General features: G+C 59.7%; 27 protein-coding genes, 1 pseudogene and 1 riboswitch. Of the genes and pseudogenes, 10 read left to right on the top strand and 18 right to left on the bottom strand.

Translation table 11 applies throughout. The features are described 5' to 3' along the window. Positions 1 to 10: 10 nt before the first annotated feature. From EOC94_RS17840 to EOC94_RS17795, 10 genes are all read right to left on the bottom strand, one after another. The gene (locus EOC94_RS17840) at positions 11 to 934 is read right to left on the bottom strand and encodes an HAD family hydrolase (protein WP_127292236.1); all 924 of its coding nucleotides are present in this window, start codon (positions 932 to 934) and stop codon (positions 11 to 13) included. Further along, entirely contained in the window at positions 934 to 1,803 is an 870-nt protein-coding gene (locus EOC94_RS17835) for a Na+-dependent transporter (RefSeq protein ID WP_127292232.1), read from the bottom strand. The genes EOC94_RS17840 and EOC94_RS17835 overlap by 1 nt, the downstream gene beginning before the upstream one ends. 3 nt (positions 1,804 to 1,806) lie before the next feature. Further along, positions 1,807 to 2,160, bottom strand: coding sequence for a hypothetical protein (locus tag EOC94_RS17830; RefSeq protein WP_127292229.1), 354 nt, complete (start codon positions 2,158 to 2,160; stop codon positions 1,807 to 1,809). A 124-nt stretch (positions 2,161 to 2,284) separates the two neighbouring features. After that, complete coding sequence (locus EOC94_RS17825; protein WP_127292226.1) at positions 2,285 to 3,532, bottom strand: DUF1214 domain-containing protein; 1,248 nt, start codon at positions 3,530 to 3,532, stop codon at positions 2,285 to 2,287. Positions 3,533 to 3,587: 55 nt separating this feature from the next. Further along, the gene (locus tag EOC94_RS17820; protein WP_127292223.1) at positions 3,588 to 4,943 is read right to left on the bottom strand and encodes a DUF1254 domain-containing protein; all 1,356 of its coding nucleotides are present in this window, start codon (positions 4,941 to 4,943) and stop codon (positions 3,588 to 3,590) included. A gap of 391 nt (positions 4,944 to 5,334) precedes the next feature. Further along, the gene (locus EOC94_RS17815; protein WP_127292220.1) at positions 5,335 to 6,885 is read right to left on the bottom strand and encodes an arylsulfatase; all 1,551 of its coding nucleotides are present in this window, start codon (positions 6,883 to 6,885) and stop codon (positions 5,335 to 5,337) included. Positions 6,886 to 6,950: 65 nt separating this feature from the next. Beyond that, a complete protein-coding gene (locus EOC94_RS17810; protein WP_245465597.1) occupies positions 6,951 to 7,430 on the bottom strand; it encodes a DUF202 domain-containing protein in 480 nt (159 codons plus the stop codon). A 205-nt stretch (positions 7,431 to 7,635) separates the two neighbouring features. Further along, positions 7,636 to 8,595: a transporter gene (locus EOC94_RS17805; RefSeq protein ID WP_127292218.1), complete on the bottom strand. Its 960-nt coding sequence runs from the start codon at positions 8,593 to 8,595 to the stop codon at positions 7,636 to 7,638. Positions 8,596 to 8,630: 35 nt separating this feature from the next. Then, positions 8,631 to 9,395, bottom strand: a complete 765-nt coding sequence (locus EOC94_RS17800) for a hypothetical protein (RefSeq protein WP_127292215.1) — start codon at positions 9,393 to 9,395, stop codon at positions 8,631 to 8,633. A gap of 153 nt (positions 9,396 to 9,548) precedes the next feature. Continuing rightward, positions 9,549 to 9,758: a hypothetical protein gene (locus tag EOC94_RS17795; protein ID WP_245465596.1), complete on the bottom strand. Its 210-nt coding sequence runs from the start codon at positions 9,756 to 9,758 to the stop codon at positions 9,549 to 9,551. A gap of 522 nt (positions 9,759 to 10,280) precedes the next feature. On the opposite strand from EOC94_RS17795, the gene EOC94_RS17790 reads away from it, so the two are divergent. The 6 genes and pseudogenes from EOC94_RS17790 (at position 10,281) to EOC94_RS17765 (ending at position 14,993) form a co-directional block, all read left to right on the top strand. Further along, complete coding sequence (locus EOC94_RS17790) at positions 10,281 to 11,066, top strand: DUF2092 domain-containing protein (RefSeq protein ID WP_127292209.1); 786 nt, start codon at positions 10,281 to 10,283, stop codon at positions 11,064 to 11,066. Beyond that, the gene (locus EOC94_RS17785) at positions 11,063 to 11,395 is read left to right on the top strand and encodes a hypothetical protein (RefSeq protein WP_127292206.1); all 333 of its coding nucleotides are present in this window, start codon (positions 11,063 to 11,065) and stop codon (positions 11,393 to 11,395) included. The genes EOC94_RS17790 and EOC94_RS17785 overlap by 4 nt, the downstream gene beginning before the upstream one ends. A 21-nt stretch (positions 11,396 to 11,416) precedes the next feature. Beyond that, on the top strand, positions 11,417 to 12,424 hold the full coding sequence (locus EOC94_RS17780) for an HAD family hydrolase (RefSeq protein WP_127292203.1): 1,008 nt from the start codon (positions 11,417 to 11,419) through the stop codon (positions 12,422 to 12,424). An 82-nt stretch (positions 12,425 to 12,506) separates the two neighbouring features. Next, on the top strand, positions 12,507 to 12,923 hold the full coding sequence (locus EOC94_RS17775) for a hypothetical protein (RefSeq protein ID WP_127292200.1): 417 nt from the start codon (positions 12,507 to 12,509) through the stop codon (positions 12,921 to 12,923). A 70-nt stretch (positions 12,924 to 12,993) separates the two neighbouring features. Further along, positions 12,994 to 13,125: pseudogene (locus EOC94_RS34595) on the top strand (glycosyltransferase family 4 protein); the annotation flags it as partial. Positions 13,126 to 13,274: 149 nt separating this feature from the next. Further along, on the top strand, positions 13,275 to 14,993 hold the full coding sequence (locus tag EOC94_RS17765; protein ID WP_185928272.1) for a GH32 C-terminal domain-containing protein: 1,719 nt from the start codon (positions 13,275 to 13,277) through the stop codon (positions 14,991 to 14,993). A gap of 21 nt (positions 14,994 to 15,014) precedes the next feature. On the opposite strand, the gene EOC94_RS17760 is transcribed toward EOC94_RS17765, so the two are convergent. The 5 genes from EOC94_RS17760 to EOC94_RS17740 form a co-directional block, all read right to left on the bottom strand. Beyond that, complete coding sequence (locus tag EOC94_RS17760; protein ID WP_127292197.1) at positions 15,015 to 15,788, bottom strand: HAD-IIB family hydrolase; 774 nt, start codon at positions 15,786 to 15,788, stop codon at positions 15,015 to 15,017. After that, positions 15,785 to 17,122, bottom strand: a complete 1,338-nt coding sequence (locus EOC94_RS17755) for a glycosyltransferase family 1 protein (protein WP_127292193.1) — start codon at positions 17,120 to 17,122, stop codon at positions 15,785 to 15,787. Before EOC94_RS17755 ends, EOC94_RS17760 begins: the two co-directional genes overlap by 4 nt. A gap of 154 nt (positions 17,123 to 17,276) precedes the next feature. Next, positions 17,277 to 18,602, bottom strand: a complete 1,326-nt coding sequence (locus EOC94_RS17750) for an ATP-binding protein (RefSeq protein ID WP_126106076.1) — start codon at positions 18,600 to 18,602, stop codon at positions 17,277 to 17,279. Beyond that, complete coding sequence (locus tag EOC94_RS17745; protein ID WP_164547177.1) at positions 18,599 to 19,363, bottom strand: response regulator transcription factor; 765 nt, start codon at positions 19,361 to 19,363, stop codon at positions 18,599 to 18,601. The genes EOC94_RS17750 and EOC94_RS17745 overlap by 4 nt, the downstream gene beginning before the upstream one ends. A 28-nt stretch (positions 19,364 to 19,391) precedes the next feature. Continuing rightward, positions 19,392 to 20,249, bottom strand: coding sequence for a MipA/OmpV family protein (locus EOC94_RS17740; RefSeq protein WP_127292190.1), 858 nt, complete (start codon positions 20,247 to 20,249; stop codon positions 19,392 to 19,394). Between the two features lie 422 nt (positions 20,250 to 20,671). On the opposite strand from EOC94_RS17740, the gene mgtE reads away from it, so the two are divergent. Further along, positions 20,672 to 22,102, top strand: coding sequence for a magnesium transporter (gene mgtE, locus EOC94_RS17735; protein ID WP_126106078.1), 1,431 nt, complete (start codon positions 20,672 to 20,674; stop codon positions 22,100 to 22,102). 151 nt (positions 22,103 to 22,253) lie between these two features. Continuing rightward, positions 22,254 to 22,640, top strand: a complete 387-nt coding sequence (locus EOC94_RS17730; RefSeq protein ID WP_023685221.1) for a MerR family DNA-binding transcriptional regulator — start codon at positions 22,254 to 22,256, stop codon at positions 22,638 to 22,640. Between the two features lie 19 nt (positions 22,641 to 22,659). On the opposite strand, the gene EOC94_RS17725 is transcribed toward EOC94_RS17730, so the two are convergent. The 3 genes from EOC94_RS17725 to EOC94_RS17715 all read right to left on the bottom strand — a co-directional run bounded on the left by EOC94_RS17725 (position 22,660) and on the right by EOC94_RS17715 (position 25,415). After that, positions 22,660 to 23,151 carry an isoprenylcysteine carboxylmethyltransferase family protein gene (locus tag EOC94_RS17725; protein WP_095483466.1) on the bottom strand — a complete coding sequence of 164 codons (492 nt, stop codon included), beginning with the start codon at positions 23,149 to 23,151 and terminating at the stop codon, positions 22,660 to 22,662. After that, positions 23,148 to 24,152 carry a DUF1624 domain-containing protein gene (locus EOC94_RS17720; RefSeq protein WP_127204837.1) on the bottom strand — a complete coding sequence of 335 codons (1,005 nt, stop codon included), beginning with the start codon at positions 24,150 to 24,152 and terminating at the stop codon, positions 23,148 to 23,150. Before EOC94_RS17720 ends, EOC94_RS17725 begins: the two co-directional genes overlap by 4 nt. Before the next feature lie 75 nt (positions 24,153 to 24,227). Beyond that, positions 24,228 to 25,415 carry an aromatic ring-hydroxylating dioxygenase subunit alpha gene (locus EOC94_RS17715; RefSeq protein WP_127204838.1) on the bottom strand — a complete coding sequence of 396 codons (1,188 nt, stop codon included), beginning with the start codon at positions 25,413 to 25,415 and terminating at the stop codon, positions 24,228 to 24,230. A gap of 140 nt (positions 25,416 to 25,555) precedes the next feature. Next, positions 25,556 to 25,749, top strand: a riboswitch (cobalamin riboswitch). A gap of 36 nt (positions 25,750 to 25,785) precedes the next feature. Between EOC94_RS17715 and EOC94_RS17710 the strand changes: the two genes are divergently transcribed. Further along, the gene (locus EOC94_RS17710; protein WP_095483469.1) at positions 25,786 to 25,965 is read left to right on the top strand and encodes a CbtB domain-containing protein; all 180 of its coding nucleotides are present in this window, start codon (positions 25,786 to 25,788) and stop codon (positions 25,963 to 25,965) included. A 15-nt stretch (positions 25,966 to 25,980) separates the two neighbouring features. After that, positions 25,981 to 26,760: a CbtA family protein gene (locus EOC94_RS17705; protein ID WP_095483470.1), complete on the top strand. Its 780-nt coding sequence runs from the start codon at positions 25,981 to 25,983 to the stop codon at positions 26,758 to 26,760. The last annotated feature ends 60 nt before the right edge of the window (positions 26,761 to 26,820 follow it).

Below are 26,820 nucleotides of genomic sequence, written 5' to 3'. Positions count from 1 at the left end.
CACGATAATCTCAGCTTTTGGCGTCAAAAATCGCTCTCCAATCGTTCTTCATGCTGACGACGGTAATGCCATATTCCTCCGCTTTATCGAGCGCCTCGGCGAGCGGACTAAGCCGGAACTCGCGATCATAGGCAAACTCCCGTTCGCCATCGTCGTGATGCAGAAGGAGTGCCAGGCTCGGGCCAGGACCGGTGCGGGCATAGCGCATCATCGCGAGGTCGCCGTCGGAATTGCCGAATGCGAGTATCGGCCGCCGCCCGATGTGGAGATAGATGTTGGCGGGCTTGACCTCCCGGTCGTCGAAGCTATCGAGCTCGGCAAGCTTGACGATCTCGGCGCGCTCGTTCCTCATTTCGAAACGTGATTTCACGCTTGAGCCGATGACCTGGTCGCGCGCGATGCCGTATTTCTCCTCGGCAAAGGCACGGATCAGATCGATGCCGCCCCCTGAAACGATGAAGGTCCGGAACCCGTTCGCACGCAGATAATCGAGCAACTCGACCTGCGGCTGGTAGACATTGTCCTTGAACAGCCGGTCGAGCGTCGGATGCCTTGCTTTCGCGAACCATGCTTGCGCGACGGCGTCGAACTCGTCCGCCGTAATGCCGGCATGAGTGGCCATGCCGAACGCGAAGGCGCCTTCCTTGCCGAGTTTCGCGATGGCCTTCATGTCGCGATCCAAGAAGGCTTTGAAGGGTTGGCGTTCCTTCAGGGATGGATCCTGTTTCGCGAGTTCGGCCAGTCGGTCGAAGGCGAAGAAGAGTTGCACCTGCATCGGCTGCTCGCACCACAGCGTACCGTCATTGTCGAAGGTGGCAATGCGCGAGGCGAGCGGCACGAAGTCCATGCCCCCTTCCTGTGTCACACGTTCCACGAAATCGAGGATGGCTCGTTTCGCAGGCCCTTCGTTCCACGATGGCAATGGTGTGGACATTATGGAGCCTCCGCTTGGCTGGCTTTGTGTAGATTCGTCCGTCGTTTCACGTAAGGGATGCAGACGATGGCGCTGACGATGAGGTGCCAAAGGACGACCGCGATGACCGCCCGTTCTTCCGGGAAAGCTGCGGCGGCGATTGCCATTGCCACGCCCGGATGGCGTGCACTGGTTGCGAGCGCCAGCACGGTGCGGTCATCTGAAACGGGTCCGCCCAGCCAATGGCCGACGGCGACACCGATCAGCGCGAACACCACCAGAGCCACCAGCGTCCCGTTGCCGACCATCGCCATCAGCTGGGGCCAGATCTTGATCAGCACTGGTATGAAGGCAACAATCAGAAGAACCGTGGCGAACAGCGACAGTGGCCGGTCAATTTTCGCGGCCAGAATTGGCGCAAACTGTCGAATGAGAAGACCGATTCCCAGCGGCACGATGATGCCGATAAAAACGATCGAAGCTATCTTGCCCGACGGAACACTGACGCCCAAATCGAAAGCCTGCGAGATCAGCGCCATGCCGAGCGGCACGATGACGATTGACAGCACCGCCATGCTGGCGAGTAGCGAAGCTGTGTAGGATGTCGTGCCCCCCGCCTTTGTCTGCTTTCCCGGAAGGATCGGCGGAACGGGCGACAGTGCCAGCGCGACCAGCGCCAACTTCACGGCAGGATGCAGGTTGAAGACGAGCGCCATGATCACTGCGACAATGGTCATCAGCACGTTCATCGAGACGAAGGAGCGGATGAGCAAGCCGGGGTTTCTGACAAGCGACGTGGCATCGCTCCACGTTGCGTGCAGCCCGAGAGCCAGCACCATCAGTCCCATCGAGAGATTGATGGCCATCGGGATGACTTGTGCAAGTGTCATGGTCTACCCAAGCTTGGACCGGCTTTCCGCACAATGAACCGGAAGGTCAGAATGCACAGTACGTAACAGTAACAAAGCCCGGACAGGGCAAGACTCCATCCGATCCGGTTGGCGCCGCCGGCTACGATGAACGCGGCTTTCACCCCGGAAAAAGGCAATCAGTTTTAACAGCCGCGCTATCAGGCTGGTCTCTGCTTTGAGTGCGGTTCGCATTGTCTTCAGCGTGTCGTGAATCTCTCGGAACTGCGCACGCGTGTTCGGATTGTTCTCGGCGGTAATCTTTTGAAGCGCATCGCATTCCGCGTGGCGGAGGCTATCGATGGCTTCTTTCATCGCCTTGATGTGCTCGCCGGCCATTTGTTTACGTGCCCTCAACTGGCGCAATCATGGAAGGTTATCCAGCAGGCATCGAGCCATCGAGGGCGCGAACTCGCTCCAGTTGGCATTGCACGCTGGCGAACGCGGAGCATCCATCTGCTCCTCATCGTTTGATGACCGGCGGCAGATGGTAAGTGCCGTTCGCGACGCCCTCGGTCGGCCGGTAGAACCTGAACGTCAGACGATACTTCTGGCCCTTTGGCGTCGGCAGCCAGTTGCTGTCGGGCGCGTCGGCCGGCTTCTGATCGGCGAAATAGAGCGTCAGCGAGCCGTCCTGGCCGCATTTCACTCCGGATTGATTGTTGATCAGAAACTTGTTGAGCGGGTTGGGAAGCACCCGGAAACGCTGGCTGTCCACTGCGATGACTGACCAGAAGAATGTCGCGTACTGCGCGGGCAACCCGTCCTTGGGAAACGTCAATGTGTAGACGTTGTCACCGGACAGTTCGGCTCCGGCCTGATCCACGCTTCCGCGATAGTAGAGAACCTCGGGTTTGATGTTGGCCCAGATGCCGCCATGATTGATCAAGGCCCGCGCCAGATAGTCAAGGCCGTATTCTCCGACCACACCGGGACGCGCCCAACCATTGCCCATAGTTCCATGGCCGATTATCGCCCCGGCTTTTCCGAAATCGGCGAGGGCGCGGGTGCGGATGACGTGATCGATACGGACGCGTTCGGCAGGGTCCTTGACTGCCTTGGCGATGGCGCGGGCGTTCTGGCCTAACACCTCGAGCCCGACGCTGAGATCTGGTTCGCTGTCGAGGGCGATGTCGGCGGCCTCGAAGGCCTCGACGCCTAGTGCCGCCTCCAGCTCGAATAAAGGGGTCTTTGGAATCTCGGGAAGTTTTGGAGTGCCTGTCGCCCGAAACTTGAATTGGTGTTGCAGAGCGATGGCGGTGTCCGGATCGGAGCCGAGCTCGACCCGCGCAAGTACGCGAGAGTACTTCACCGGCAGATCGATGCGAGTAGCCCCCGCAGGAACCTCAACGTTGGTGCCCCTGAAGCAAATGGCGAACTCGCCGAACGGCCGCTTGGGAAAGAGGCGCTCGTTGATGTTGGCGATCGTCTCGCCCCAGCCGTTCAAGAAGTGGACCGTATAGTAGCGGCCCTCGATCTTCGGCACGCTGACCATCGTGCAACTGTTTTCGTCAGCCGCGACCCATGCCTCGGAGTAGGCGACATCAAGATTGGGATTGGGCCAGTCCACTTCGCCTGGCTTGCGATGGACCAACTCGTTCCATTTGAATCCTTGCTTGAAATCGAGCTGCTGCTGACGTGTAACCAATAAGCGGCCAAGCAGGTAGATGTATGCATCGCTGATGGCCTGATCTGAAATTGCTTCTTTCATAATTGCGCTCCGTTGGTTGCGCTGCAGCGCGCAGCGAATTCGGCCCGCGTTTTAATCAGCCAGTCTTCTGCACTGGAGGCGGCGCCCATGAGCCGTCGATAATCGGGGTCTTCGGCCAATAGGCGCGCAGATAGAGCGAGAAGTCGCCCTTGGGCGCCGGCAGCCAGTTGGTCCGTTGCACCGGGTCCGTGGACGTATCGGACTGCACGTAGATCGTCAGCGAACCATCGGCGGCAAGCTTGAGATCCGTGTTCTTGGTGCCGACCGAATATCGTTTGATGACGTTTGGCGCGAAGAAATGGTGCGCGTTGTAGAGCGTCAGCGACCAAAAGCCGTTGACGGGCGGTGTTTGATCCTTTGGGAAAGTTACAACATACCTTTTGCTACCGTTCAGACGCGCACCGCCCGCATCGAGGTCCTGGTAGAAGTATTTCGTCTCGTTCGGCGCATTGACGAAGATGTTGGATTTCGCGACCGCCGTACGAGTGAAATAGTCCGTGCCGAAGGCGGCGTTGTTGGATGTCGTCGACCAATTGAACGGAAGCTGAACCCCCCAGTTGCGGAACTCGAAGAGGGGAGCGATCAGCTCGGCGTCGGCCTTGGCCACTTCCTCATCCATTGCCTTGCGCAGGGCAGCATCGGACTTTGCGGCCCGAAGCAGCGCGAGGACCTGTGCGTAGCGCGATTCCTCGCCGGCAAGCGGAGGAGCATCGGCGAGCGCACTCGGCAAGGTGTCGAAGAAGGTTGCCGGCGGCACCCAGGGCGTCTCCTTGTCGCCACCCTCCCCTGCGACCTGGGGAATGTTCTTCCAGTCGACGGTCTTCATGCTGCCGTCGAATTCGCCGAGCGGATACATATTTATCTGGTTGATCACCGGCTGGATGGCCGCCCGGTCCTCGGCAGTGTCGTCCATGAAGACGCGGGGAATCACGTAGCCGGTCGTCGTGGTGGATCGAAACACCTTCGCGATGCCCTTGGGTATCTCACCCTGCCAGCCCGGGCCGACGAACAAGTAGAAGCCGGGCCGACTCGCGTACATCTTGCCCAGGCTTGCGAAACTGTCGGTTCGTGAATCGACGATCTGATAAACCCAGAAGCGATTGTCGAAGTCCGGCACCTGTATGACCACCGGCGAAAGGTCGAGCGCCAGCGGTCCGCCCCCGTACACGACATCCTGGTTCGGGCAGGCCACCAGACGCTCGTCGGGTGCAATGTATTCGGTAATCATCGATAGCCGGTTGAGCGGCGCGGCCGGAGCGCCGCCTGAGATCACCGGCTGCGGGACCTTGGCGTTTATCGCGCGGCGGTTCATGACATTGACCAGCGGCCACGCCCAGAGAAAAGCATCCCGCGCGACGGTTCGCGCGTATTGCTCCGTGATCTTCACCCTCGCGTCAGGGCCAGAGGGCATTGCGGCAGCCCAGTTCGGTGATGGCGGCAAAGGCTGTGGATTCAGCCCAGCAGCGTCCGGTTCAGATGAGTTCACCGGGGCTGTCGCCAGTGCAACAGTCTGACGGGCCATCCTTTTCCTCCCAATTCTAGACAGTGATTCTGGCCATTGCCTGCGCGCCGGCCTCGACAGCACGGCGCTCGATGGTGCGCTCGGCAAGTTCGTCAGGGGTCCAAGCCGTTTTCGCTGTGCGAGGACCAGACCAGGGACTCTGAAATCCGATGACTAATGCGCTTGCAAGCAACTGTTTGAATGACACCACATCCTCCTGTTTCCGCAATCGCTTCGATGGACGTCAGTCTCTGCGCGGGGGCAGCAGGCGGCGGTACTTTCCGCCGCCGCGCCGTTTCGACTAGCCGCCCGATACCGTCGCGTGCAGTTTGTCGACCGCTTGATCCGCCGTGAAGGTGTTCGGCTTCTGGATCTTCGGAAATTCGACGAACGTCTCGTTGAACTTCATCATCAGAGCGATCGCTCCATAGATGATGAAATCATGATGGAGGAACCAGTCGTAGTATGAGTTGGAGGTGACGTCCGCGAACTCATAGGGATCGGTTCGGAGATTGAACAGCTTGGCAACGCGCAGCGGCGTGAACGGCTCTCCCCACACGGCCATGGTGCCTTTGCAACGCTGCTCCATGAAGACGATCTTCCAGTTGTCGTAGCGGATGCCGAGCGTGTCACCATCGTCCGAGATGTACATGAACATCTTCCGGGGCGATTTGTCCGTCTCGCCGGTCAGGTAGCTCAGGAGGCTGACGCCGTCGATGTGGTTCTTGTAGGTACGGCCGATCGCTTCCACGCCCTTCTTCAGGTCTTCGACGACGGTCTTGTTGCCGGCCATTTCCAGGAAGGTCGGCAGCCAGTCGTGATGCTGGACGATCTCGTTCGAGACGGAACCTGGCTTGATCTTGCCGGGGTAACGCACAAGCAACGGAATGCGAAACGCACCTTCCCAGTTCGTGTTCTTCTCGCTGCGGAATGGGGTCATGCCGCCGTCCGGCCACGAATTGCGATGCGGGCCGTTGTCGGTCGAGTACATGACGAAGGTGTCGTCGGCGATGCCGAGTTCGTCGAGATAGTCTAGCAGCTCGCCGACGTTCTTGTCGTGATCGATCATCGTATCATGGTACGGCGACTGCCAACGACCTGCCTGCCCCAAGCTTTCCTTCTTGGTGTGCGTGAACAGGTGCATGTGGGTGAAATTGACCCAGACAAAGAATGGCTTGTCGTTACCCACGGCCTTCTTGATGAATCCCTTCGCCTTGTCGGCAAAGTCGTCATCGCAAGTCAGCATGCGTTCTTTGTTGAGTGGTCCGGTATCCTCTATCTTCTGTTTGCCGACTTTGCCCCAGCGCGGTTGAACCGTTGGATCGTCGTTGTCGGTCGCGAAGCTATGGATGACGCCTCGCGGTTTGACGGTTTCGATGAAGTCGCCAAACTCTTCCTTGGGGAAGTAATCATACATCTCCGGCTCTTCCTCGGCATTGAGATGGTAGAGATTGCCGTAGAACTCGTCGAAGCCGTGATTGGTGGGCAGCATGTGATTTAGATCGCCCAGGTGGTTCTTGCCGAACTGGCCGGTCGTGTAGCCCTCGTTCTTCAAAAGCGCCGGAATCGTCACGATCCTTTCGTTCATGCCGACCGGCGCACCAGGAATTCCTACCTTTGACAGACCGGTGCGCATCACGCTCTGGCCCGTGATGAATGATGATCTTCCCGCGGTGCAAGATTGCTCGCCATAGCTGTCGGTGAACAGCATGCCTTCCTTGGCTAGGCGATCGATGTTGGGTGTCTGGTATCCCATCAAACCACGGCTGTAACAGCTCAGGTTCGAAATGCCGATGTCATCCCCCCATATGACGAGGATGTTCGGCTTGCCGTTCCTTGGTGATTTCGCCATCTTTCCTGCCTCCTGTTGTTTCTGCCCGGCCACATCGAAGACCGATTTGCTCGTTTCAATGCAATTCAGCTACCCCCGACATCGGTGAACGGCCCCACGTTGAAGACCATGCTGAAGATCGCGATTAGACCGATAATCAGCAGAACCACGGCCGTGATCAGGGTGAAAGAAACAGGATAGCCACTGTCGCCATGGATCAGCTCGGCCTCGCGCATGTCGTTGCGTTCCCTGCGCAACCCAATCATGAACTGCACGTGGTAAATGATGCCGATCACCAGCATCAAAATGCCCAGCAGCACCAGCGTGACACCGAAATTGCGTGGTGCGGCGGCATGGGCCAAGGTGCCAACGTCTCGCAGTTTCTGGAACACCTGGAAGATGGTGAAGCCGAAACTGATCAGCGACAGCGCGGTGCGGATCACCGACATCAGCGTGCGGTCGGCGCTCATGCGCGTTCGCTGGAACGACATGCCGGTGCGGCGCGACGACAGCTCGACAGAGATGCTATCGGGACCGGATTTGCCGGTGATGGGTGCAACGCTCATTGCAGGATCCTGCGAACGGGGCAGTGTCGAAGTCGACCAGCACTCTTGGGTCACAGCGCGCGGTTTCGAAGTACGTTACGGTAACGATACGTGCGGGAAGGGCCGAACTGTTGGCTTCCCTGTTCGTCAGGCAGAGCCCTCGTTTCCATGACAACGCGAAACTGCGGGCTGTGCCATGACCAGAGCGCACCGCCTCAGCCGCCGCTCAGAACTTCCCGGAGATGTCTAAGAAGACCGCGTCGCCTTTCATGCGATTCTCGACCTCCAGCTCGTGAGCCCATCTCAAGGTGAAATCGACCTCTGTTTTCTCTCCGAACTTGGCTTTGTATTTGATCAGCGGGCCGACCGCGATCGAACGGCCCTTGAAGCCGTCGTGGGTGTCGGCGAACGTGCTCCGATCGTCTTCGATCTGCTCCAGGAAGCCCGCAATCGCCCCCACCGACAGGCTTTCCGTTACGTTCTTGGTGACCGAGAGATCGAGGTGGGCCATCGCACCGCTGTAGTAATCGGTGTCCTGGTTCTTGGTATTGATGTCCACGCCAAATTTGGCGGAGAAGTCCAGCCCGTGTTCCGGGATAAGATAGGTAAATCCGATCGCCGGGGTGAAAGACCAGTAGTTCATGCCGATAAAGGCAAGGTCGCCCTCCTTCCATTCGCCGGTCGGTGCGGTGATCATCAGTGATGCCGACAGCCAGGTGTTCATGGCGTCGTTGTGCCAGCCAAACACGAGCGGCGCGAAGGCGATGTCGCCTAGCCCGGTGACATGCTGATCCGACCCAAACGGGCCAACTGTTGCCTCAGCTCCAGTCCTGCCCAGGGGGACGGCGATCTGGACAGCGTAAGTCCAGTTTCCCGGCAAGTGCAACTCGGGCACGTAAACCCCTGCCAGAATGGCGGCATAGGTATCACCGGTGAGGCCCACCGCGACCGAGCCGTCGCCGAACGGAACCTCGCCGCTTGCTTCGCCATGGTAGTAGATGTTGGAGACCGCCCAATAGGCGACGCCCGGCGTAGGCGGCACAATGCCCGCGCCGGGGCCAGCGAAGGCTCCCGGTACATACCGTCCGGCAACGGCCTCTGTAGCATTTGCTTTACTCACGGAAGCGAACGCCGTGAGAACAGCTGCCGCGGCAATCAGCCAGCCAGGTGATGTGGATACGGTCATCTTGTCCCTCTCGCACTAGGTCCTCAGCGGTCGCGCTAAAAACTGACCAGCGAAACGCCAACCTCTATATTGAAGTCGTAGGGCCGGGCGTCCCCGATACCGATACCGGGTCTGATGTAGCCGTTAATGGCCCCGCCGCTTGCCAGCTTGCCAAGATTGAAGCCGAGGGCGACCTCCCATGACATGGGTGCTTGTTTGGCTTCGAAATCGTAACTTGCGGTCAGGTCCGAAGTGAGCCACCAGCGTTTGCCGTGTGGCTTGTAGACGACGTAGAGGTCGAAATCGCCGCGATTGACGTCGGCCCGGTCGCTGTCGCCGGTAAACGAAAAACTATGGATGTAAGCGGGGGCTATGATGATCTCCGGGCTCGCGAAATAAGCCCAGGTCAGTCCCGGTGCAGCGACCCACTGACCGGTGCCAAGCACATCCTCGGAGGCGGTGGGCGCATAAATCTCGGTGCTGAGGATGAACGCCTGCCGCCTGCTCAAATATGGGATCCAGCTGAACTTCGCCGAGACGTCGCCGACGCCGAATTCGTCGTCACCTGTCAGGTCGGTTGCATCAAGCGGCAGGGTGAGACGAATCGAAGCCTTTCCGTCGAAGAATGGTTCCGTGTAGCGAAGGTTGGTAATATTGTAGTATTCGTCCCCCGGCAGGAATCGATACTCGTTCGAGATAGCCAAGGTCCTGGTCAGCACCGCGGGATTCGTCCCCGAAGTGTCCTTGGCCTCCTGGGCCTCAACCCCTCCTACAATGGATAGTGCAACAGCCGCGGCAGCCGTCGCGCCAACGCGTCTCATGAACGTCCCCACTCACGACCCTCTGCTGCGCGTCCGAAGCCTTCGGCGCGTCAACACAATTGAATCGGAATGCCGGGATGCGAAGTACGTTACAGTTACAGCGACCGCGACACATTCATTCATGCCGCATTCGCGAAGCTGCCGGGCTGGATGTCACTGGCACATGCGGATGATGTCGTCTTCCAGTTCGGTGCAAAGGTCTTCGTATTCAGCAATTGCGACGCGGTTCGGGTTTCCTTTTTCCCTTCTCAATCGCTCAAGGGCTGTACTGGCGTCCTCGTACGCGCCACACAGGCCGAGCAGATCGGAATTCGTCGCGCTGAGGATTTGAAGCGTGCCGCGCAAGGCCGGCATCTTCAGCATGAGCCTTAGCAAGCCCCGACGATCATGGTTGTGTTCCGAAGGCATGGCCACAGGTTTCAACCGGATGAACTGACAACAGCAACTCCGGTCACACCGCTTGAATAATGCGAAGCCGGCGCAGGGAGCACATTTCAACAACCATCGTCGCAGCGCGAGGAGCACGCCAGCACTTTACTGTTACAGCCGGGTCTTTCTGACGCACGGCAGGTCGCGACTTTGGCGTTTTGACGGCCCGACTGGCCCGCTGCCAGGCACCACTGTCGTCAGTGTAGGCGTCCAACGGAGCCCCTGTCGTTTAGATCGTCTGGAAGGACCGGCTGTTACCGTTTCGTATCGGTATGTTCGGCAAGCGAGTCTTGTGCCCGCGAGTTCAATTCCTACTCTGATTTTTAGATGTGCTCGAGGCTCTGCTTAGGCCGCTCCGAGGGCTCGTCAGTTCGTAACCAGCGCATCTGCCGCAGTCATCGACTTCATTGGTTGAAGTCCTTGCCGGCGCGATACACCAAACCGTTGGAGTTCGCGATGCCAAGATATCTCATTCCCAGGAGCCTTACCCGTCCTTACGGCTGGCTCCTCGCCGGCGCCTTGACTGTCCTTCCGATCGGCAACGCCATGGCCGACGATGCCAAGGACATACTCAAAGCCATGTCAGACTACATGGCCAAGCAGAAGACCTTCTCATTCAGCTACGACTCCTCCGTGGAAGTCGTCACGCGCGATTTCGAGAAGCTGCAGTTCGCCAGCTCGGGCAAGGTGGAGGTCGCCAGGCCCGACAAGATCAACGTGTCGAGGATTGGCGGCTTTGCAGATGTGGAAACAGTCTTCGACGGCACGACTCTGTCGATCCTCGGCAAGAACCCGAACGTCTATAGCCAAGTGGAAATCAAGGGTAATCTCGACGCACTCGGCGAGCAGCTTTCGAGCGCCGGCATTGATCCGCCCGGAGCCGATATTCTGGCGTCGAACGTCTTCAATGTACTTATGGACGGTGTCACCGACGCCCGGCACATTTCGAGCGCCTATATCGATGGCGTCGAGTGCGAATATCTTGCCTTCCGCTCGCAGGACGTCGACTGGCAGATGTGGATCCAGGCGGGCGAGCAACCGGTTCCCCGACGCTATATCATCACCAGCAAACACCTGTCGCAGGCGCCGCAATACACGCTTCAGACCAGGGACTGGAAACTCGGCTCCGAGGTGGCGGCGAACGACTTCACATTCAAGGCGCCGGCAGACGCCAAGAAAGTCGACCTGAGCGAAATTGCGCATATCGATGAGGTTCCGAGCCCTGAAGGAGATGAGCAATGACCAGGTTTGGCAAACTCCTGACCGCATCGATTTTTGGTGGGTTCCTGTGCGCTGAAATCGTGCCTGTTTCTGAACTTGCGTTCCTCGGGGTCCTGAATCCGGTTTCAACGGCCGAAGCCAGGATCGGTCGTCCGTTGACCCCGCTGTCCTATGCTGGAGTCGCGCGCCGTACGGCCCGCCGAACAACGCGACGCGTCATTGCGCGGCAGATCGCCGTGCTGCCGCCGGCCTGCGTCTACGGGCTCTACTATGGCCATTACTACTACAACTGCGGGGGCATCTATTACGCGAGATCGGGTGGCGTTTACGTCGAAGTCGTTGTTCGTTGACGGTCGTAGATCGGGTCACAAATGAGACCAGTCATGGACAGACGCACAGTGCTCGCCGGTATGCTGGCTGCAGGCCTGCCAGCATCCAGCATCCTCTCCGCACGCGCGCAAACGACGCCACTCTCATCTTGGCATGATGGCCCTGCCAAAACATCGATCATGGACTTCGTTGCGAGGGTCACGGCGCCTAACGGCCGGGATTTTGTCATGGCGGATGAGCGCGTTGCGGTTTTTGACAATGATGGAACGCTCTGGTGCGAACAGCCGATCTACTCGCAATTCGCCTTCGCATTGGACCAGGTGAAGCTGCTCGCCCCGGCACATCCACAATGGCAGACGCAGGAGCCCTTCAAATCCGTGCTGTCAAACGACGCGGCAGGTCTGGCGCGAACTGGCGAGCAAGGGATATTCGAAATCATGACGGTGACGCATGCCGGCATGACAACGGATGAATTTGACCGCTCCGTCCTGAACTGGACCAGCACGGCGCGCCATCCCCGTTACCATCGCGCCTATACGGAACTTGTTTTCCAGCCGATGCTGGAATTGCTCGAGTTCCTACGCCAAAACGACTTCAAGGTCTTCGTGGTATCGGGCGGTGGTATCGATTTCATGCGACCCTGGATGGAAGCCGTCTACGGCATCCCGCCGGAGCGGGTCGTGGGCTCATCAGGAATGACCAAATACGCAATGGGTGCCGACGGCAAGCCGTCCTTGGTCAAGGACGCCAAGATCGATTTCGTCGATGACGGGCCCGGCAAACCTGTCGGTATCCACAAATTCATTGGCCGCAGACCTATTTTTGCATTCGGAAATTCCGACGGCGATCTGCAGATGTTGCAATGGACCGCGGCTGGAAGCGGCGCGCGGTTCATGGGGATCGTGCATCACACCGACGCAGATCGTGAATATGCGTACGATCGCAAATCTTCAGTCGGAAAGCTCGACAAAGCCTGGGACGAAGCGGTCAAGGAACGCTGGATCGTCGTCGACATGAAGCAGGACTGGAAAGTGATCTTTCCCTCCTGAAGGTAATGCCGCGCTTGGATACGGGATCACTCGGCTTCGAGAATTCTATTCGAAAACTTAATGCGTTGGGACTGGTGAGATCATGATCAGGAGACCGTTTCTTGGCACAATCGCTTCTGTCGTCTTGCTGGCTGTGGGAGCCAGTCACGTTGCTGCCGCTTCCATGGAAGCCTTGCAAGGCGCTTGGACGATGAACGGAACGGAGTGTGACGATACCTTCAAGAAGGCAGGAAAAGGGCTTGAATACAAGGATCGGAGTTCATCCCAGTCAACCGGGATCATCGTTACCGGAAGCAGGATTCTCGGGCCCAGCTCCACCTGCACGGCCGAGAAAATCCTGCGGAAGGGTGACCACTATTCGGTCCGGCTGAGTTGCTCGGACGCAATCCTTTTCAGCAGTTTTTCGGCGTCCTTCCGTGTCATCGACAAGACCCACTTCGAACGCTTCGACCCTCAATTTCCTGAGATGTCGGTCATTTACTACAAGTGCGAACCCTGAATGTCGCACTCAGGCAAAGGTGTGGACAGGGGGGCAAGGCCCAGATCCGCCGCAAGGATGAGCATAGAGAATTGCTCAGGTAGCTCCACTGGACGAATTGGTCCCGCCGCGGCTTTACGGAGGGACAGAACGGATAGTGTCGTTCCTTTCTGAAGAGCTTGTCAGAAGAAGTCATGAGGTAACTCTGTTCGCAAGCGGGAACTGCGGCGATTGAAGTCGAAGGCTGTCGATCCGGGACGGCTTTGCCAAAGTGAAAATCCAGCTTTAACCTTCTGCAACGCATTTCCAGGTCGAAAACCGGGTTTGATACTCTATCTGTCCGGGAACGCCGCACGGAACGGAGCCATCTTCATGAGTGACAGCCAGGTCCAGGTAAGGATTGCGGGAGGGGACACCATGCGAAGCCTGCATGCCGACCTGCCAGTCAACGCCACGTTCCATATCTGGCTCAAGGCGACCAAGCCGGATGTTCCGGGCTCGCTGTCTTTTTCCAATGTCCGTGGCAAGTTCGGCGAGGTAAGCGTTACGAACGCCGAAGAGTATGAATTCAGGATTTTTCACGTCTTCGGCGGTGGCAGCGTCGAACTGGATTACGACACGGATCAAACCTCGGTGTCGGTTGCCTACTGGTTCGCGTTGGCCGACGTGCTGGAGACAGGTATTACAGTTATCCACACCAATCCGGGAAATGCGCCGCCGAACATTCCTGACAGCTATCATTTTCGTCCGCCGTTCGGCTGGATGAACGATCCCAACGGCTTTGGCCGGTTTGGAGGTCGCCCACATCTCTTTTATCAGCACTATTCCCATGGTCTTCGGTGGAACACGATGCATTGGGGGCACGCCGTATCTTCGGATTATTTGCGATGGCGCCACATGCCTATCTTCCTGTTCCCATCGGAAGATCTTACCGCACGGCCCGACAGACGGGGCGGTGCGTATTCCGGCTCGGCCGTCCCGCTTGCCGATGGCCCGGGCATTCGCGTCTTTTTTACCGAGCAGGTACAGGACCGCATCCCAGAACAGCAAATCCAACTCACTGCCACTTCCAGCGACCTCATCATGGCGGGAAATGCGGACGTCATCCTGCCATACCGCCCGCTTGACGAGGGACTGACAGCGGATTTTCGCGACCCATACGTGTTCAGGGGGCCGGATGGCCTTTGGAAAATGCTGCTGGGCAGCCAGAGCAGCGAAGGCGGCGTTGTCCTGCTCTACGAAACCCATGACCATACGGCGGCCAGCGGCTGGACGTATATCGGCAAGCTTCTGGTCGAGAAACACTATCGGACGACGGCGATCGAATGTCCCTGTCTGCTGCCGCTCGACGGGCCTGCGACCGATCCCGCGACGCGCTGGGTTCTAATTCTCGGGTTGATGAACAGTGAGGACCAGTCCACCCGGCGCAAGAACCTGACAATGGCCATTGTAGGCTGGTTCGATGGACAGACTTTTGCCAAGGAATTCGAACAGGAACTGGACTTCGGGACGGATAACTACGCCTTCCAGGCCTTCGTCGACGGTGATGCCATTGTCGGTATAGGCTGGCTTGCCAACTGGGCCGACACCGGACCGGCGATCGATTTCCCCACCGCCATGACGCTGCCTCGCAATATCCACCTGTCTGCAGGCGAGTTGCATACCCCGCCCATCGGAGCTGCCGAGAGCCTGCGGAGCCATATTCTGGACCGAACACGCCTTGCAGCCGGAGAGCAGGTAAGCTTTATCAATGGCGCCGTCGAAATCCTGTTCGAGTTGGAAACACCGGGTGTCCCTTTCCACCTGAAGCTCGAGCATCCAACTGTCCGCCTCGACGTTGTCGTCGACGACGACGGGCTTGCCATCTGTCATGGAGACGACGCGGCGGAATCTCCTCACTATATCGCCAAGGGAGCCCGTCCAAAACGGCTGCGGATATTCCTCGACTACGGATCGATCGAGGTGTTCGCCGATCGCGGTCGTTGGGCTGGCACGAAACGGATCAGCGGTTTTGAGCCGATACAATCCGCACGTCTCATCGCCGAAGCGGGTGCCGTTCTGCACGCGACGGTATGGGCGCTCAAACCCTGACAAGGAGATCCTATTTCCAGTTCAGGATTGGGCGTCCTCAAACACCGACCAATGAACGAGGCCTTCGACGACACCAAAGGCAAACTGTCCCTTCGCGCTGTAAATCAGCGGGTTGTTCCGGGCCATGTCAAGCAGTTCGGGTAAGGCATTGGCGACGACAATCCCGCGCGCACCCGGCAGGTCGAACATACTGCGATCGTTGTTGGTGTCGCCGGCGACGACCACCTCATCAAGGCCGATGCCGAGTTCATTGCAGAGCCAGGCCAGCGCCTGCCCCTTGTCTGCCGAACGCGGCAGGACGTCGAGATCGCGTCCGCTCGAATAGACCATCGTCACCGACAGGCCGGCTTCAACCAGCGCACGCTCGATATCGGCAAGGGCGTCCGGGCTTGCGTCGTGCAGGTACCAACTCGATTTGAAGGCGTGTTGATAACCGTCGGGCTGCCGGACGGTGTCTTTGAGCGATCCGAGCACCGCATCGACCTTTTCAAGAGACCAGCCTTCCGAAAGCCTCTGGGTAAAGTGCTCCAAATCAGTAAGGTGTGCGGGGCGCGAGCTGTGCCGCGGACCGGCGAGCATCGTGCCGACACCCCCGATCACGTAGTCTGGCGCTGGCAGGCCGACTTCGTCGACGAAATTCAAAATGTCGTCGGCCAGACGACCGCTATTGTAGACGAGAACCGGTCGGCGCTCGGGGTCGAGCGCTTCCCATTTGGAACGAAAGCGTGACGTCGCCGGCGCATGGCCTGCCAGGGTCCCGTCGAGATCACTCGATAGAAGCGCGATCGGTCTCAATCGCCGTCGTTCCACGGCTCGTCCCAATCATGATCGTCGACCGCCTTCAACACCGGACGTCCTTCGACAAGGCTGACAAGCTGCTGCGCGATACCTGTCCAGGTGAACAGGCTGCGCGCCTTGTGCGCACCCATGCGGCCCAGCCGGCCGTAGAGGCGCGGGTGTTTCATGGGCTTGACGATCGTGATGCCGAGGTCTTCCTTGTCGAACGGATCACCGAAGAGCGCGTGCCGGCCATAGCTGATCGAGCGATAGAGGCCGCCGTGGATCGTGACCACGGTGGGCGTTCCGCAGGCCATTGCCTCGATCGCGGTCATGCCGAACGGCTCGTAGCGGCTCGACAGGACGAACACGTCCGCTGCCCGATAGGTGTCGGCCAGGTCCTCGTCGGCAACATAGCCCGAGAAGACGACACGACCCTGCAAGCCTAGCTGTTCAACCTGTTCCTTGAGCTGGCTCAGGATCTTTTGTTCCTGCTCGTCCATGTTCTCGCCGCCGACAGCAAGCCTCAGGACCGCATCCGGCACACGCGGCGCCACCACGGAAAACGCATCGATCAGCAGGTCGTAGCCCTTATTGGTGGCGAGCCGGCCGAGCGCCAGGATCGTTCGCCCCTCGAAGCCGAGCCGGTGGCGGATCAGCCGGCGAGACGCCTCGCTGACGGGGAAGAACCGGTTGTCGTCGTAACCGGGTGGGATCATGTGCACGCGGTCGCGCTCTAGGCTGTAGTCTTCGACCAGCATGTCCACCTGCGGCGGCGTTGTTGCAATCACCATGGCGCAGCTTCGATAGATGATCGTCTCGTGCTTTATGCGCTCGGTGAAATTGAATTCAGCCTCGAATGTATCGGCCTTGTCCGGGTAGTCCGTCTTCATCTGGCGCTGCTTCCATAAGCCGAGAGAATGCGGCGTATGGATGTGCGAGACAGTGAGCGCTTCCGACAGTCGTTGCCCGGCCACACCCGCATCCCAGTAGTGACTGTTGATGAAGTCGTAGGAGAGGTTTTCCCTGCGAATTAGGCGCAGCGCGTTTTCACACCATTCGAGAAGGTGGCGGTGGAGATATTCCTTGGGAATGAAATCGGGTCCGCCACAGGCGACACGCAGAACACGAACCCCGTCGGCCACTTCATCGACAGGAGGTTGGTCTTCAAATCGTCGCGTCCAAATATCGACAGCATAGCCCAATTGGGCCAGCTTTTTGGCCAGTTCCAGGACGTAGACCACCTGTCCGCCGGTATCGGCCGCGCCCAGTGGTGGGTTGGCTGCAACGTAGCCATGGGTTGAAATAAGAGCAATTCTAGGTATCGCCGCATCCGAGTTGTCGTTCGGCATCTGTATCCTTCTCTACGATTGATCTCCGCACGCCCGCGGTCGAAGCGAGCGCAGGTTCAACTATATAGGGATTCCGGCCTCCATCGGCAAACATTGAGAGACCCAATTTTGCTGCCCTGGTCCAACACACCGTGTCCTCTCGGGGCGGGCCGTCTTATGACGGCTGGACATTTGGTTCATTCGGCAGATCGACGGTAACGACGAGCCCGGTTGGCTGGTTGTCCTGCAATTCGATCTTGCCGCCGTGCCCCTGGATGATGTCCGCAACGATCGACAGACCCAGACCGAAGCCATGCTTCGACGTACCACCGCGCGACGTGTCCTCCTTGAAGAACGGTTCGAAGACGCGGGCGCGCGCGAGTGTCGGAATGCCCGGCCCATCATCGACGACCGCGATGCGCGCCGCTGTATCGGTCTGCGTCAATGCGACGGTGACGTTGCCGGCGAACCTGACGCCGTTGTCGCAGAGATTGGTGATCGCCCGCGCCAATGCATTGGGTTTGCACCAGCCCAGAAGCCGGTCCGGCCCGGAATATGAGACCGGAAACCCGACGTCCGAAAATTCGGCGCAGACGGTTTGCAGCACGCTGGCAATGTCGGCGCGCTGCAGCTTCTCTGTCGAGACGTCGTTGCGCAGATAGGTCAAGGTCTCGTCTACCAGATCTTCAATATGCTGGATATCGGACAGCATCGCGGTTCGGATGAGCCCATCGTCCATGCGCTCGGCGCGAAGCCGCAGCCGCGTCAAAGGCGTGCGCAGATCGTGGCTGACGCTGCGCAACATGCGTGTGCGGTTTTCGATCATGGTCCGGATGCGTGTTCTCATCCTGTTCAGCGCGCGCGCCAGGCCGACCATTTCGATGGAGCCGCGTTCGACGAAAAGCTCGTCGCCATTCTCGATCTCGGCCGAACCGACAGCCGTCGAGATGCGTTTCAATGGATCCGTCACGGCCCACACCGCAAACAGCCAGATCAGGGTGGGCAAGGCGATGAAAGCCATAAACTTGTAGAATAAGGAATGGACGAGGTCTGAGGTCAGTAAGGTATCGGGCACTCCGAAATGAGCCAGGATGGTCTGCTGATCCAGGCCGATGACAAACGCGGATTGACCGTCGATGGTCAGCCATCGCCCGTCAATCGGCCTGTCTTCGACCCCAAGAAGCCATTCGATGTTTCGCCATTGCAGATAAGAATATGGAATACTGTCGGTCTTTTCCTTCGAAATTATCTTGAAATCCAGGCCCGCACGAGCCGTCGCTGCGAGGATCTCGTTACGAGCTGTCGCTGGTGCTTTGCGCAACAGGCCGGCAATCACGCTGGCTCGCACGACGCTGTCGTCGATGACCGGCAGGTCGATATTCCTGGTAAAGCTTTCGATGACCGATCCGGTGGACAGGATCACAAATACCGCGACGAGAATGATTGCCGCAAGTTGCCCACGCACTGACTGCGGCAGGCTGCGACGGATGAAATTCCTCATGCTTCCTCCACCGTCGCGGTGAAGATGTAGCCACCCAGCCGAACAGTTTTGAGAAGCACCGGATCGCGCGCGTCCTTTTCGATCTTCTGGCGGATGCGGCTGACATGGACGTCGACGCTTCGCTCGATCGGTCCGGCGAGCCCGGCATGAGTGACGCCGAGAAGCTCCTCGCGCGACAGAACCCGGCCGGCGTTGCGGCAGAAGGCGAGCAGCAGGTCGAATTCATGCGTCGTAGTCGAAACCCGCGCATTGCTCGGATCATGCAATTGCCGACGGATAGGGTCGAGGCGCCAGCCGTTGAAGAGAAGCGCCTTCGACCAATCCCGCTCTTCGGGAGCGTAGGCCGTCCGGCGCAGCAACGCCCGTATCCTGGCCGTCAGCTCGCGCGCGCTGAACGGTTTCGTCACGTAGTCGTCAGCGCCGATCTCCAGTCCGAAGATACGGTCGATTTCTTCGCCAAGCGCGGTCAGCATCAGGATCGGAACGTTCGTTTGCGCGCGAAGACGGCGGCAGATGCTGAGGCCGTTTTCACCGGGGAGCATGACATCGAGCACGATGAGATCGAACTTCTGGTTGCGAAGCGCGGCGTCCATCCGGACGCCGCTCTCGGCTATTTCCACGATCATGCTGTTTTCAGTGAGCGTCTCGCCCAGCATGCGCGCGATCTCGACATCGTCTTCGACAATGAGGATGCGCCAAACTTGCCTTGTCGATTTGGACTCGGCGTTCAAATCGCCCTGGTGCCGTGCGACGTTTGCCATTGCCTGGACTGGTAACCTGTGTGGGCGGTTAGAACCGATATCCGACGAGAAGCATGCCTGAAGGCTGGATCTTTTCGACGACGATCGGACTGTCGGCGGCGTCACCCACGAGAACGCCGATTCCCGCTTCGCCGCGCACCATCCAGTTCTGGTTGAGCATATATGTGGCGGAGACCGAAAAATCGGCGCGCTTCAACCCGGCGCCGGCATCATAGCGCGCCAGCCCAGAGCGAGCCGATTGTTCCGGCGTGACGCCGAAATAGGCCTGCATATGATTTTCGTCGGCGAAGACGGCGGAAGCGCGGGCGCCAATCATCAATGATTGGGACAGCGGCTGGCTGACCTCGATCCCGACCTCACCCACCAGGCCATCGCTGCCGCCGATGGTCTTGTCCACTTGCGCAAAGATTTCAGCCGGGCCGAAATTCACGGCGGCCTTCCCGCCGACGGTGGCGCCCATGCCGATGTCTCCCAGCCCGCGCAGACGGTCGGCATCGTCTTCATCGCGGTCCATTTCATAACCAAGCCGCGCGCTGAATGCGAACCGGTCTTGTTTATAGATTGCAATGTCGGCGCCTGTCGGATCGATCGTTACCACGTCGCGGAATGTCGCCGTGACAAAGGGCACCGGCATGATCTTGAACTCGTCGCTGCCCTCGTACTTTGGAACGATGATCGCGCCGCCGCCTACGACAACATGCCAGTCGGCCAGTTTTTGCTCGATGCGCCCGAAACGGGAAGGTTCGGGCGGCGGGAGGAAATCGTCTGAATTCACGGCAATGGCGTCGGCAGCAAGTGCTGTTCCCGGATGCGTTGAAAACAGGATGGCCATCGCTGCAAGAGAAGCCCGGCCGGCAAATATTCCAGAGTCCATTTTGGCGAACATGCGTGCTCCAGTATAGCGAGGCGATAAGCCCCCGATGCTCTCACCATTTCAGATGAAAGTGGCCGCATGCGTGAAGTGATGTTAAGTTTTGTTGCGCAATCGTGGTTTCATCTTGGCGCCTACGAGAGAACGATAATGCCAGATGATCGATCCGTTCCTGCTTCGGACGATCAGGAGTAAACGATCGCCCGTCCGCTAATCCAAGTCGCATCAGCCTTCGCCTCCCTGCAGGACAGGGCGCATTTTCGTTTGATATTCCCGCGCGTTGCGTCATAGAGCGGCGGACTTTCAAGTCTAGACGTGCCGCCGCTCTATCTTTGTGTTTGGGCATCGGATTTTGCCAAAACCGGTTTCCACTTTTGGGCTCGATGCTCTAGACCTGACAGGCACCTTTTCCGGAATTCTGATGGCGGGAGGCGCTGGTGGAAGGCCAGGACGAACAGACGACCGGCGCCAGGGCCGCTGAAGACAGCCACGCCGACATCTATGGCGAGGACGGCGCCATTCTGTCGTCGTTCCTTGCCCAGATCGGCGCAGCGATCGCCGATCGCGACACGCTGACGCTGAAGCGTGAAGTCGACGACCTGCACCAATCGGAACTCGGCGATCTGCTCGAGGCGCTTCATCCCGAGCAGCGCCGCGCGCTGGTCGAATTGTTGGGCGCCGACTTCGACTTTTCCGCGCTGACCGAGGTCGACGAGGCGATACGCCGCGACATCGTCGACAATCTGCCCAACGCGCAGATCGCCCAGGGGGTGCAGGACCTCGATTCCGACGACGCGGTCTACATCCTCGAGGATCTCGAAAAGGAAGACCAGGACGAAATCCTGTCGCAACTGCCGTTCACCGAGCGGATCAGGCTGCGCCGCTCGCTCGCCTATCCCGAAGAGACCGCCGGCCGCCGCATGCAGACGGAGTTCGTCGCGGTGCCGCCGTTCTGGACGATCGGCCAGACCATCGACTACATGCGCGAGGACCAGAACCTTCCCGACCGCTTCAGCCAGATCTTCGTCATCGATCCGAGCTTCAAGCTGCTCGGCGCCATCGATCTCGACCAGATCCTGCGCACCAAGCGTTCGGTCAAGGTCGAAGAGGTCATGCATGAGACCAGGCACGCCATTCCGGCCAAGATGGATCAGGAAGAGGCGGCGCGCGAATTCGAGCAATACGACCTTCTCTCCGCCGCCGTCGTCGACGAGAATGACCGGCTGGTCGGCGTGCTGACGATCGACGATGTCGTCGACGTCATCCAGCAGGAAGCAGAGGAGGATCTGCTGCGCATGGGTGGTGTCGGCGACGAAGAACTCTCGGACAGCATTTTCTCGACCTCGCGCTCGCGCGTTCCGTGGCTGCTGGTCAACCTCGGGACGGCCTTCATCTCGGCCTCGGTGATCAGTATGTTCGGCGCGACGATCGAGGAAATGGTCGCACTTGCCGCACTGATGCCGATTGTCGCCTCGCTGGGCGGCAATGCCGGCACGCAGACGATGACAGTGACCGTGCGCGCGCTCGCCACACGTGACCTCGATATCTACAATGCCGGTCGCGTCATTCGCCGCGAGGTTGTGGTCGGCTTGCTGAATGGCATGGTCATTGCGGCGATCCTCGGGCTGGTCGCCGGCCTCTGGTTTCACAATCCCGACCTCGGTTTCGTCATTGCCGCGGCGATGATCGTGAACATGCTGGCCGCGGCACTCGGCGGCATTCTGATTCCGCTGTTCCTCGACAGGCTCGGCGCCGATCCGGCGATTTCGTCATCAATCTTCACGACGATGATTACCGACGTTATCGGTTTCCTCGCCTTCCTTAGCCTTGCAACCTGGTGGCTGCATCTGGGCGCCGGAGCCGGATAAGGCACTTCAATTGACTTTTACGTAAGTTGCGTGCGAAGTTTTGACGGAGAGCCAACCGATCGATTCCGGTACGGGACGAGCCGCTTTTGTGAATGAAGGGCATCGCCGCATGATGGGTGATCGCGCCGCTTTCCGGGCATTTGGAGTGATGATGCGGGAATATTATTCGATCACAGAACTGACCCGCGAATTCGATGTTTCGACGCGGACGCTGCGCTTCTATGAGGACGAGGGGCTGGTGCAGCCGGTACGGCGCGGCCGCACGCGGCTGTTTCGCCCGTCGGACCGGCATCTCATCCGCCAGATCATGCGCGGCAAGAGGCTCGGCTTTTCGATCAACGAAATCCGCGAAATCATCCAGATGTACAAGGAGCCGCCCGGGGAGGTCGGTCAACTCAATCTGATGATCAAGCGCATCGAGGAAAAGCGAGAGGATCTGCGCCAGAAGCGCCGGGACCTCGAAGAGACCCTGGCCGAGCTCGACCAGGCTGAGGAATCCTGCGTCGAGCGACTGGTGGAGCTCGGCGTCAACACTTGAGTGGCCTTTGCCGCACGCCTCAAATCCAGCGCCGCACCTTTTTCGCGTAATCCCGGTATTTCTTGCCGAATTTCGTCGCCAGGACTTTCTCCTCGCCTTCGATCGCCATCTTCTGCGTTGCGAAGGCCGCGATGATCGCCAGCGGCAGGAACCATACAATCCCCGAGACAAGGGCCACGCCGATCAGCAGCAGCGTGTTGGCCAGATAAATCGGGTTGCGGCTGACGGCGAAAGGGCCTGATGTGACCAGGTGGTCCGGCACGGCGTTTGGGTGGAGCGTCGTCTTTGCCCGGATCATGGTGCGGATCGCCGTGAACCAGAGTGCGACGACGCCGAACAATGCCACCCAGCCGGCCGCGAACAGGATGTCGCCTAGAAGGCCGCCGATCCATGGAAGCGGATAGAGCAAGCCAAGCGCGATGCTGACGGCGATGGCTGCGAGATAGATCAGTGGCGGCCACGGTATAAACCCCGGTTTAGGCTGCCCCGGTTTAGGCTGATGGTCGGTCATTGTGCTCCTCCCTCCATCAAAGTGCTGTCGGCTTTGGCTGTGCAGGCGCCGGCGAGCTCGTCGAGATGTGCCTTCCAGTCTGCAGCCTGGTCGTTGCTGTAGAGCCGATCAAGCGTCGCCTCGCCCTCGAGCGTATCGAGCATGCACACACAATAGCTGGAGCAGAACTCCGTGTCGCGCGATTGCTCGCACGACATCTGGCATTCTTTCAGGAAGGTCACCTGCCTGGTTTCGACCGGTGCCGGCATGATCTGCGAAAACAGCCAGACCGAGCCGATCAGCACCGGCTGGTGGATCAGATAGAAGGCGAGGCTGTGCCGGCCGATAAAGACCAGCGGATTTGTCCAGCGGGCAGGCGTGACGCTCGCCAGCCGCGTCAGCATGCCGGAGGCGGAGCTGAGCTTTGCCGCCGCGATGCCCGCAAGCACGGCGCCGAACCACGGCAACAGCGGGACATAATCGTTGGAGCGTGGATTGGTTGCCGACAGGCCGACCCACCACAGGGCCGGATGGTCGAAGATCCCGGACCTGAGATAGAGCGGAGCGGTGATGACGAAAGCCGCGACGACAAGCGTCAGCAGCGCCGGCAGCCGCAGAAACGCCAGGCCGAGCAGGCTGGCCAGCGCGATCTCGTGCAGGATGCCGAAGAAGATGAAGCTGTCGGGCGTGGCAAACCTTGTGGCGGCCGATATGGCGAGCGCCGCCCCGGCGACCATGGCGAAGCGTTTCCAGAAGCCGTTCCAGCGGATCTGTTTGCCATGGGCGAGGAACAGGCTGACGCCAACCAGAAACAGGAAGGTCGAAGCGATGCAGCGCGCGTAGAACTTCCACCAGCCGAAGGCGGTCAGGCCGGGATCGGTGTAGCCGAAGAATTCGAGATCCCAGGTGAAATGGTAGCTCGCCATGGCAAGCAAGGCGATGCCGCGTGCGACGTCGATGGCGATAATGCGCTTCGTCTTCGATTGATCCTGAACGGGGGCGACTGGCGTAAGGATGCTCATGGTCTCGCAATCTGATTCAGCACTGCAAGACGACTATCACGGTTGCCCCGGACAAAAGAAGGCGGGCCAAACCTCTCAGATGTTCAGGGCGTCGGTGAAAGCGCTGTGGCGTTCGCGCACCCAGTTGTGGAAGCGATGCAATTCATATTCCTCGGGCATCAGCACGCCGGCCTCGTGGCGCATCGAGCGCAGGCCCTTCTGGTTGACCTCGCAGATATCCGCGTCTTCCTCCAGCACCTGCCTGCCGAAGGCGACGATGTTGTCGATATCAGCCGTTGGATCGGCGAGCGCTTCGGGCGAAAAAAGCCATTCGGCGGTCAGTTCGGTCTGCTCCGGGCCGAGCGGCACCAGCCGCACGGTGCGGACATAATCGACATGGCCGACGATGAACATCGACGGCAAATTGGTGGCATAGGTCTGCCCGGCGGTACGCTCGGCGGACGTCAGCTCGGGAAAGGCCGGGCCGTGGACGCGCCCGTCGCGCGACCAGGTCTCGGCTCCGGCCCGCAGGCCACCGGAAAACTCCGGCGCGTCATTGTCGGCGTAACGGGCCCATTCCGGGTCGTCGTGCCGCCCCATCAGGCCGCGGCCATAGATCGGCACCAGCCGAGACAGGTCCTTGTGAACGCCCGGGCAATGCAGGCACTCGTTGAAGTTCTCCCAGAAAATCTTCCAGTTGCAGTCCATCACCTTGCGCAGCACATGGCCCGACACCAGCGTCTCCAGCGGCCAGTTGGCGAGATTGCCGGATGCGGGATCGAAGGATGTTTCGGCCGAACCGGCGGCGTCTTCCCTGAGATTGACGAAGACGAAACCGCGCCACACCGACAGTGCGACCCGATAGAGCGGATGATCGGCCTTGTCGAAGCCTTCAGGTAGCGATTTCGACGGCACGCGCACGAGATCGCCACGCAGCGAATAGGACCAGGCGTGATAGGGACAGGTGATGAGCCGCGCCTTCAGCCGTCCTTCGCTCGCCTGGCAGAGCTGCGAGCCGCGATGCCGGCAGGTGTTATGGAAGGCGCGCAGCTCGCCGGTCTCGTCGCGCAGCACGACGATCTCCTGCGTGCCGACACGGAATGTCCTGAACGCCAGCGGCTGGGCAAGGTCGGCCTCGCGGCAGACGAGCAGCCAGCTTCGATACCAGATGGCGTCGAGATCGCGCTGATGGGCGTCGATGTCCCAGTACGCCGACGACGGCAGCGTCGGTTCAAGTCGCGTCAAACCGTTATAGGGATCGTGCTCGCTCGGGCTGGGTTGCATGACCGGCTTCCTGTGATGCTCCAGCCGACACCCGGCCGCGAAAATTGTCAATCACGGCGCCGGCTGGCTGGCCTGCCAAGACGGCGCATTCGCGCTGGTAGCTGGCGGAATTTGGTTTGCCGGGCGTTACGATTCTGCCTATAGTCGCAGCCGTCGTCGGTTCCTTTGGAACCAAGAGGGAATGCGGTGAGGGCAAAATTTGCCCAATGCCGTGGCTGCCCCCGCAACTGTGTGCGGTAGTCCTCTCCATATGCCACTGAAGAGTTTCTTCGGGAAGGTGGGGAAGGGCGCTGATCCGCGAGCCAGGAGACCTGCCGGCGACAGGAGAACTGACTTCTATGCCCTCGGGTGGAGGGCGAAAGGACAAGACATGAATACCGCTTCCGTCTCGCTCGGCGCTTCCGTCTCCTCGCAGTCGCGCTTCTTGCAGCTGGCGCTTGCTGCATTTCTCGGCATTTTCGTCATGGGCTTTGTCGGCTTCTCGCATATCGATGCGGTCCACAATGCCGCTCACGACTATCGCCATTCGATGGCGTTTCCCTGCCACTGACGAGGGGCTGACATCATGACATTGTTTCGCAACGTCGTGTTCATCGCGGCGATCGCAGGGCTTGTGGCCGGCGTCGTCCTCGCCTGCATGCAGGCCTATGCCACCGTGCCGCTCATCCTGAAGGCGGAAGTCTACGAGCAGGCCGGCGGCGGCCACGCGCATGACCATGCCGCGGCGCCGATAGCACCTGCCGAAAACGCAATGAGCACGACTGCTATGAGCAGCGCCGCACCGGCTGAAGCTGCCGCTCCGGAAGACGAAGGCTGGGCGCCGGCCGATGGCTTCGAGCGTTTCGTCTTCAATATCGCTGCCAATGTCGTTACCGGCATCGGCTTTGCTCTGATCCTGGTCGCCGCTTCGGAGTTTGCCGGCGGCATCGGCAATTGGCGTCAGGGCCTGTTCTGGGGGCTCGCTGGCTTTGCCGTGTTCACGCTGGCTCCGAACCTTGGCCTGCCGCCCGAACTGCCGGCGATGCCGGCCGCCGATCTCGCCCAGCGCCAGATCTGGTGGATGGCGACAGTGGTGGCGACAGCGGCCGGTCTCGGCCTGCTTGCCTTCCGCAAGTCGCTGCCGCTGGCGCTGCTTGCCGTGGCATTGATCGTGGCGCCGCATATCGTCGGCGCGCCGCAGCCCGACAATTTCGAGTCGCCGATCCCGGAAGGTCTGCATCACCAGTTCGTGGTGGCGGTGACGCTGACCAATCTGGTGTTCTGGCTGGTGCTCGGCGCCGTCGTCGGCGTGGTGCGTGGCCGCTTGACCGGCACGGCGACGAGCCTGCGCGACAGCTTTGCCTGATCGCGTTGCTTCCGGCGGGACGCTGACGCTGGTCATCGGCGGTGCGCGCTCCGGCAAGAG

It is taken from the genome of Mesorhizobium sp. M6A.T.Ce.TU.016.01.1.1, assembly GCF_003997065.1.
GTDB classification, from domain to species: domain Bacteria; phylum Pseudomonadota; class Alphaproteobacteria; order Rhizobiales; family Rhizobiaceae; genus Mesorhizobium; species Mesorhizobium mediterraneum.
Note: the sequence above shows the minus strand (reverse complement) of the source record. Positions and strands in the feature narration are given on the sequence as shown.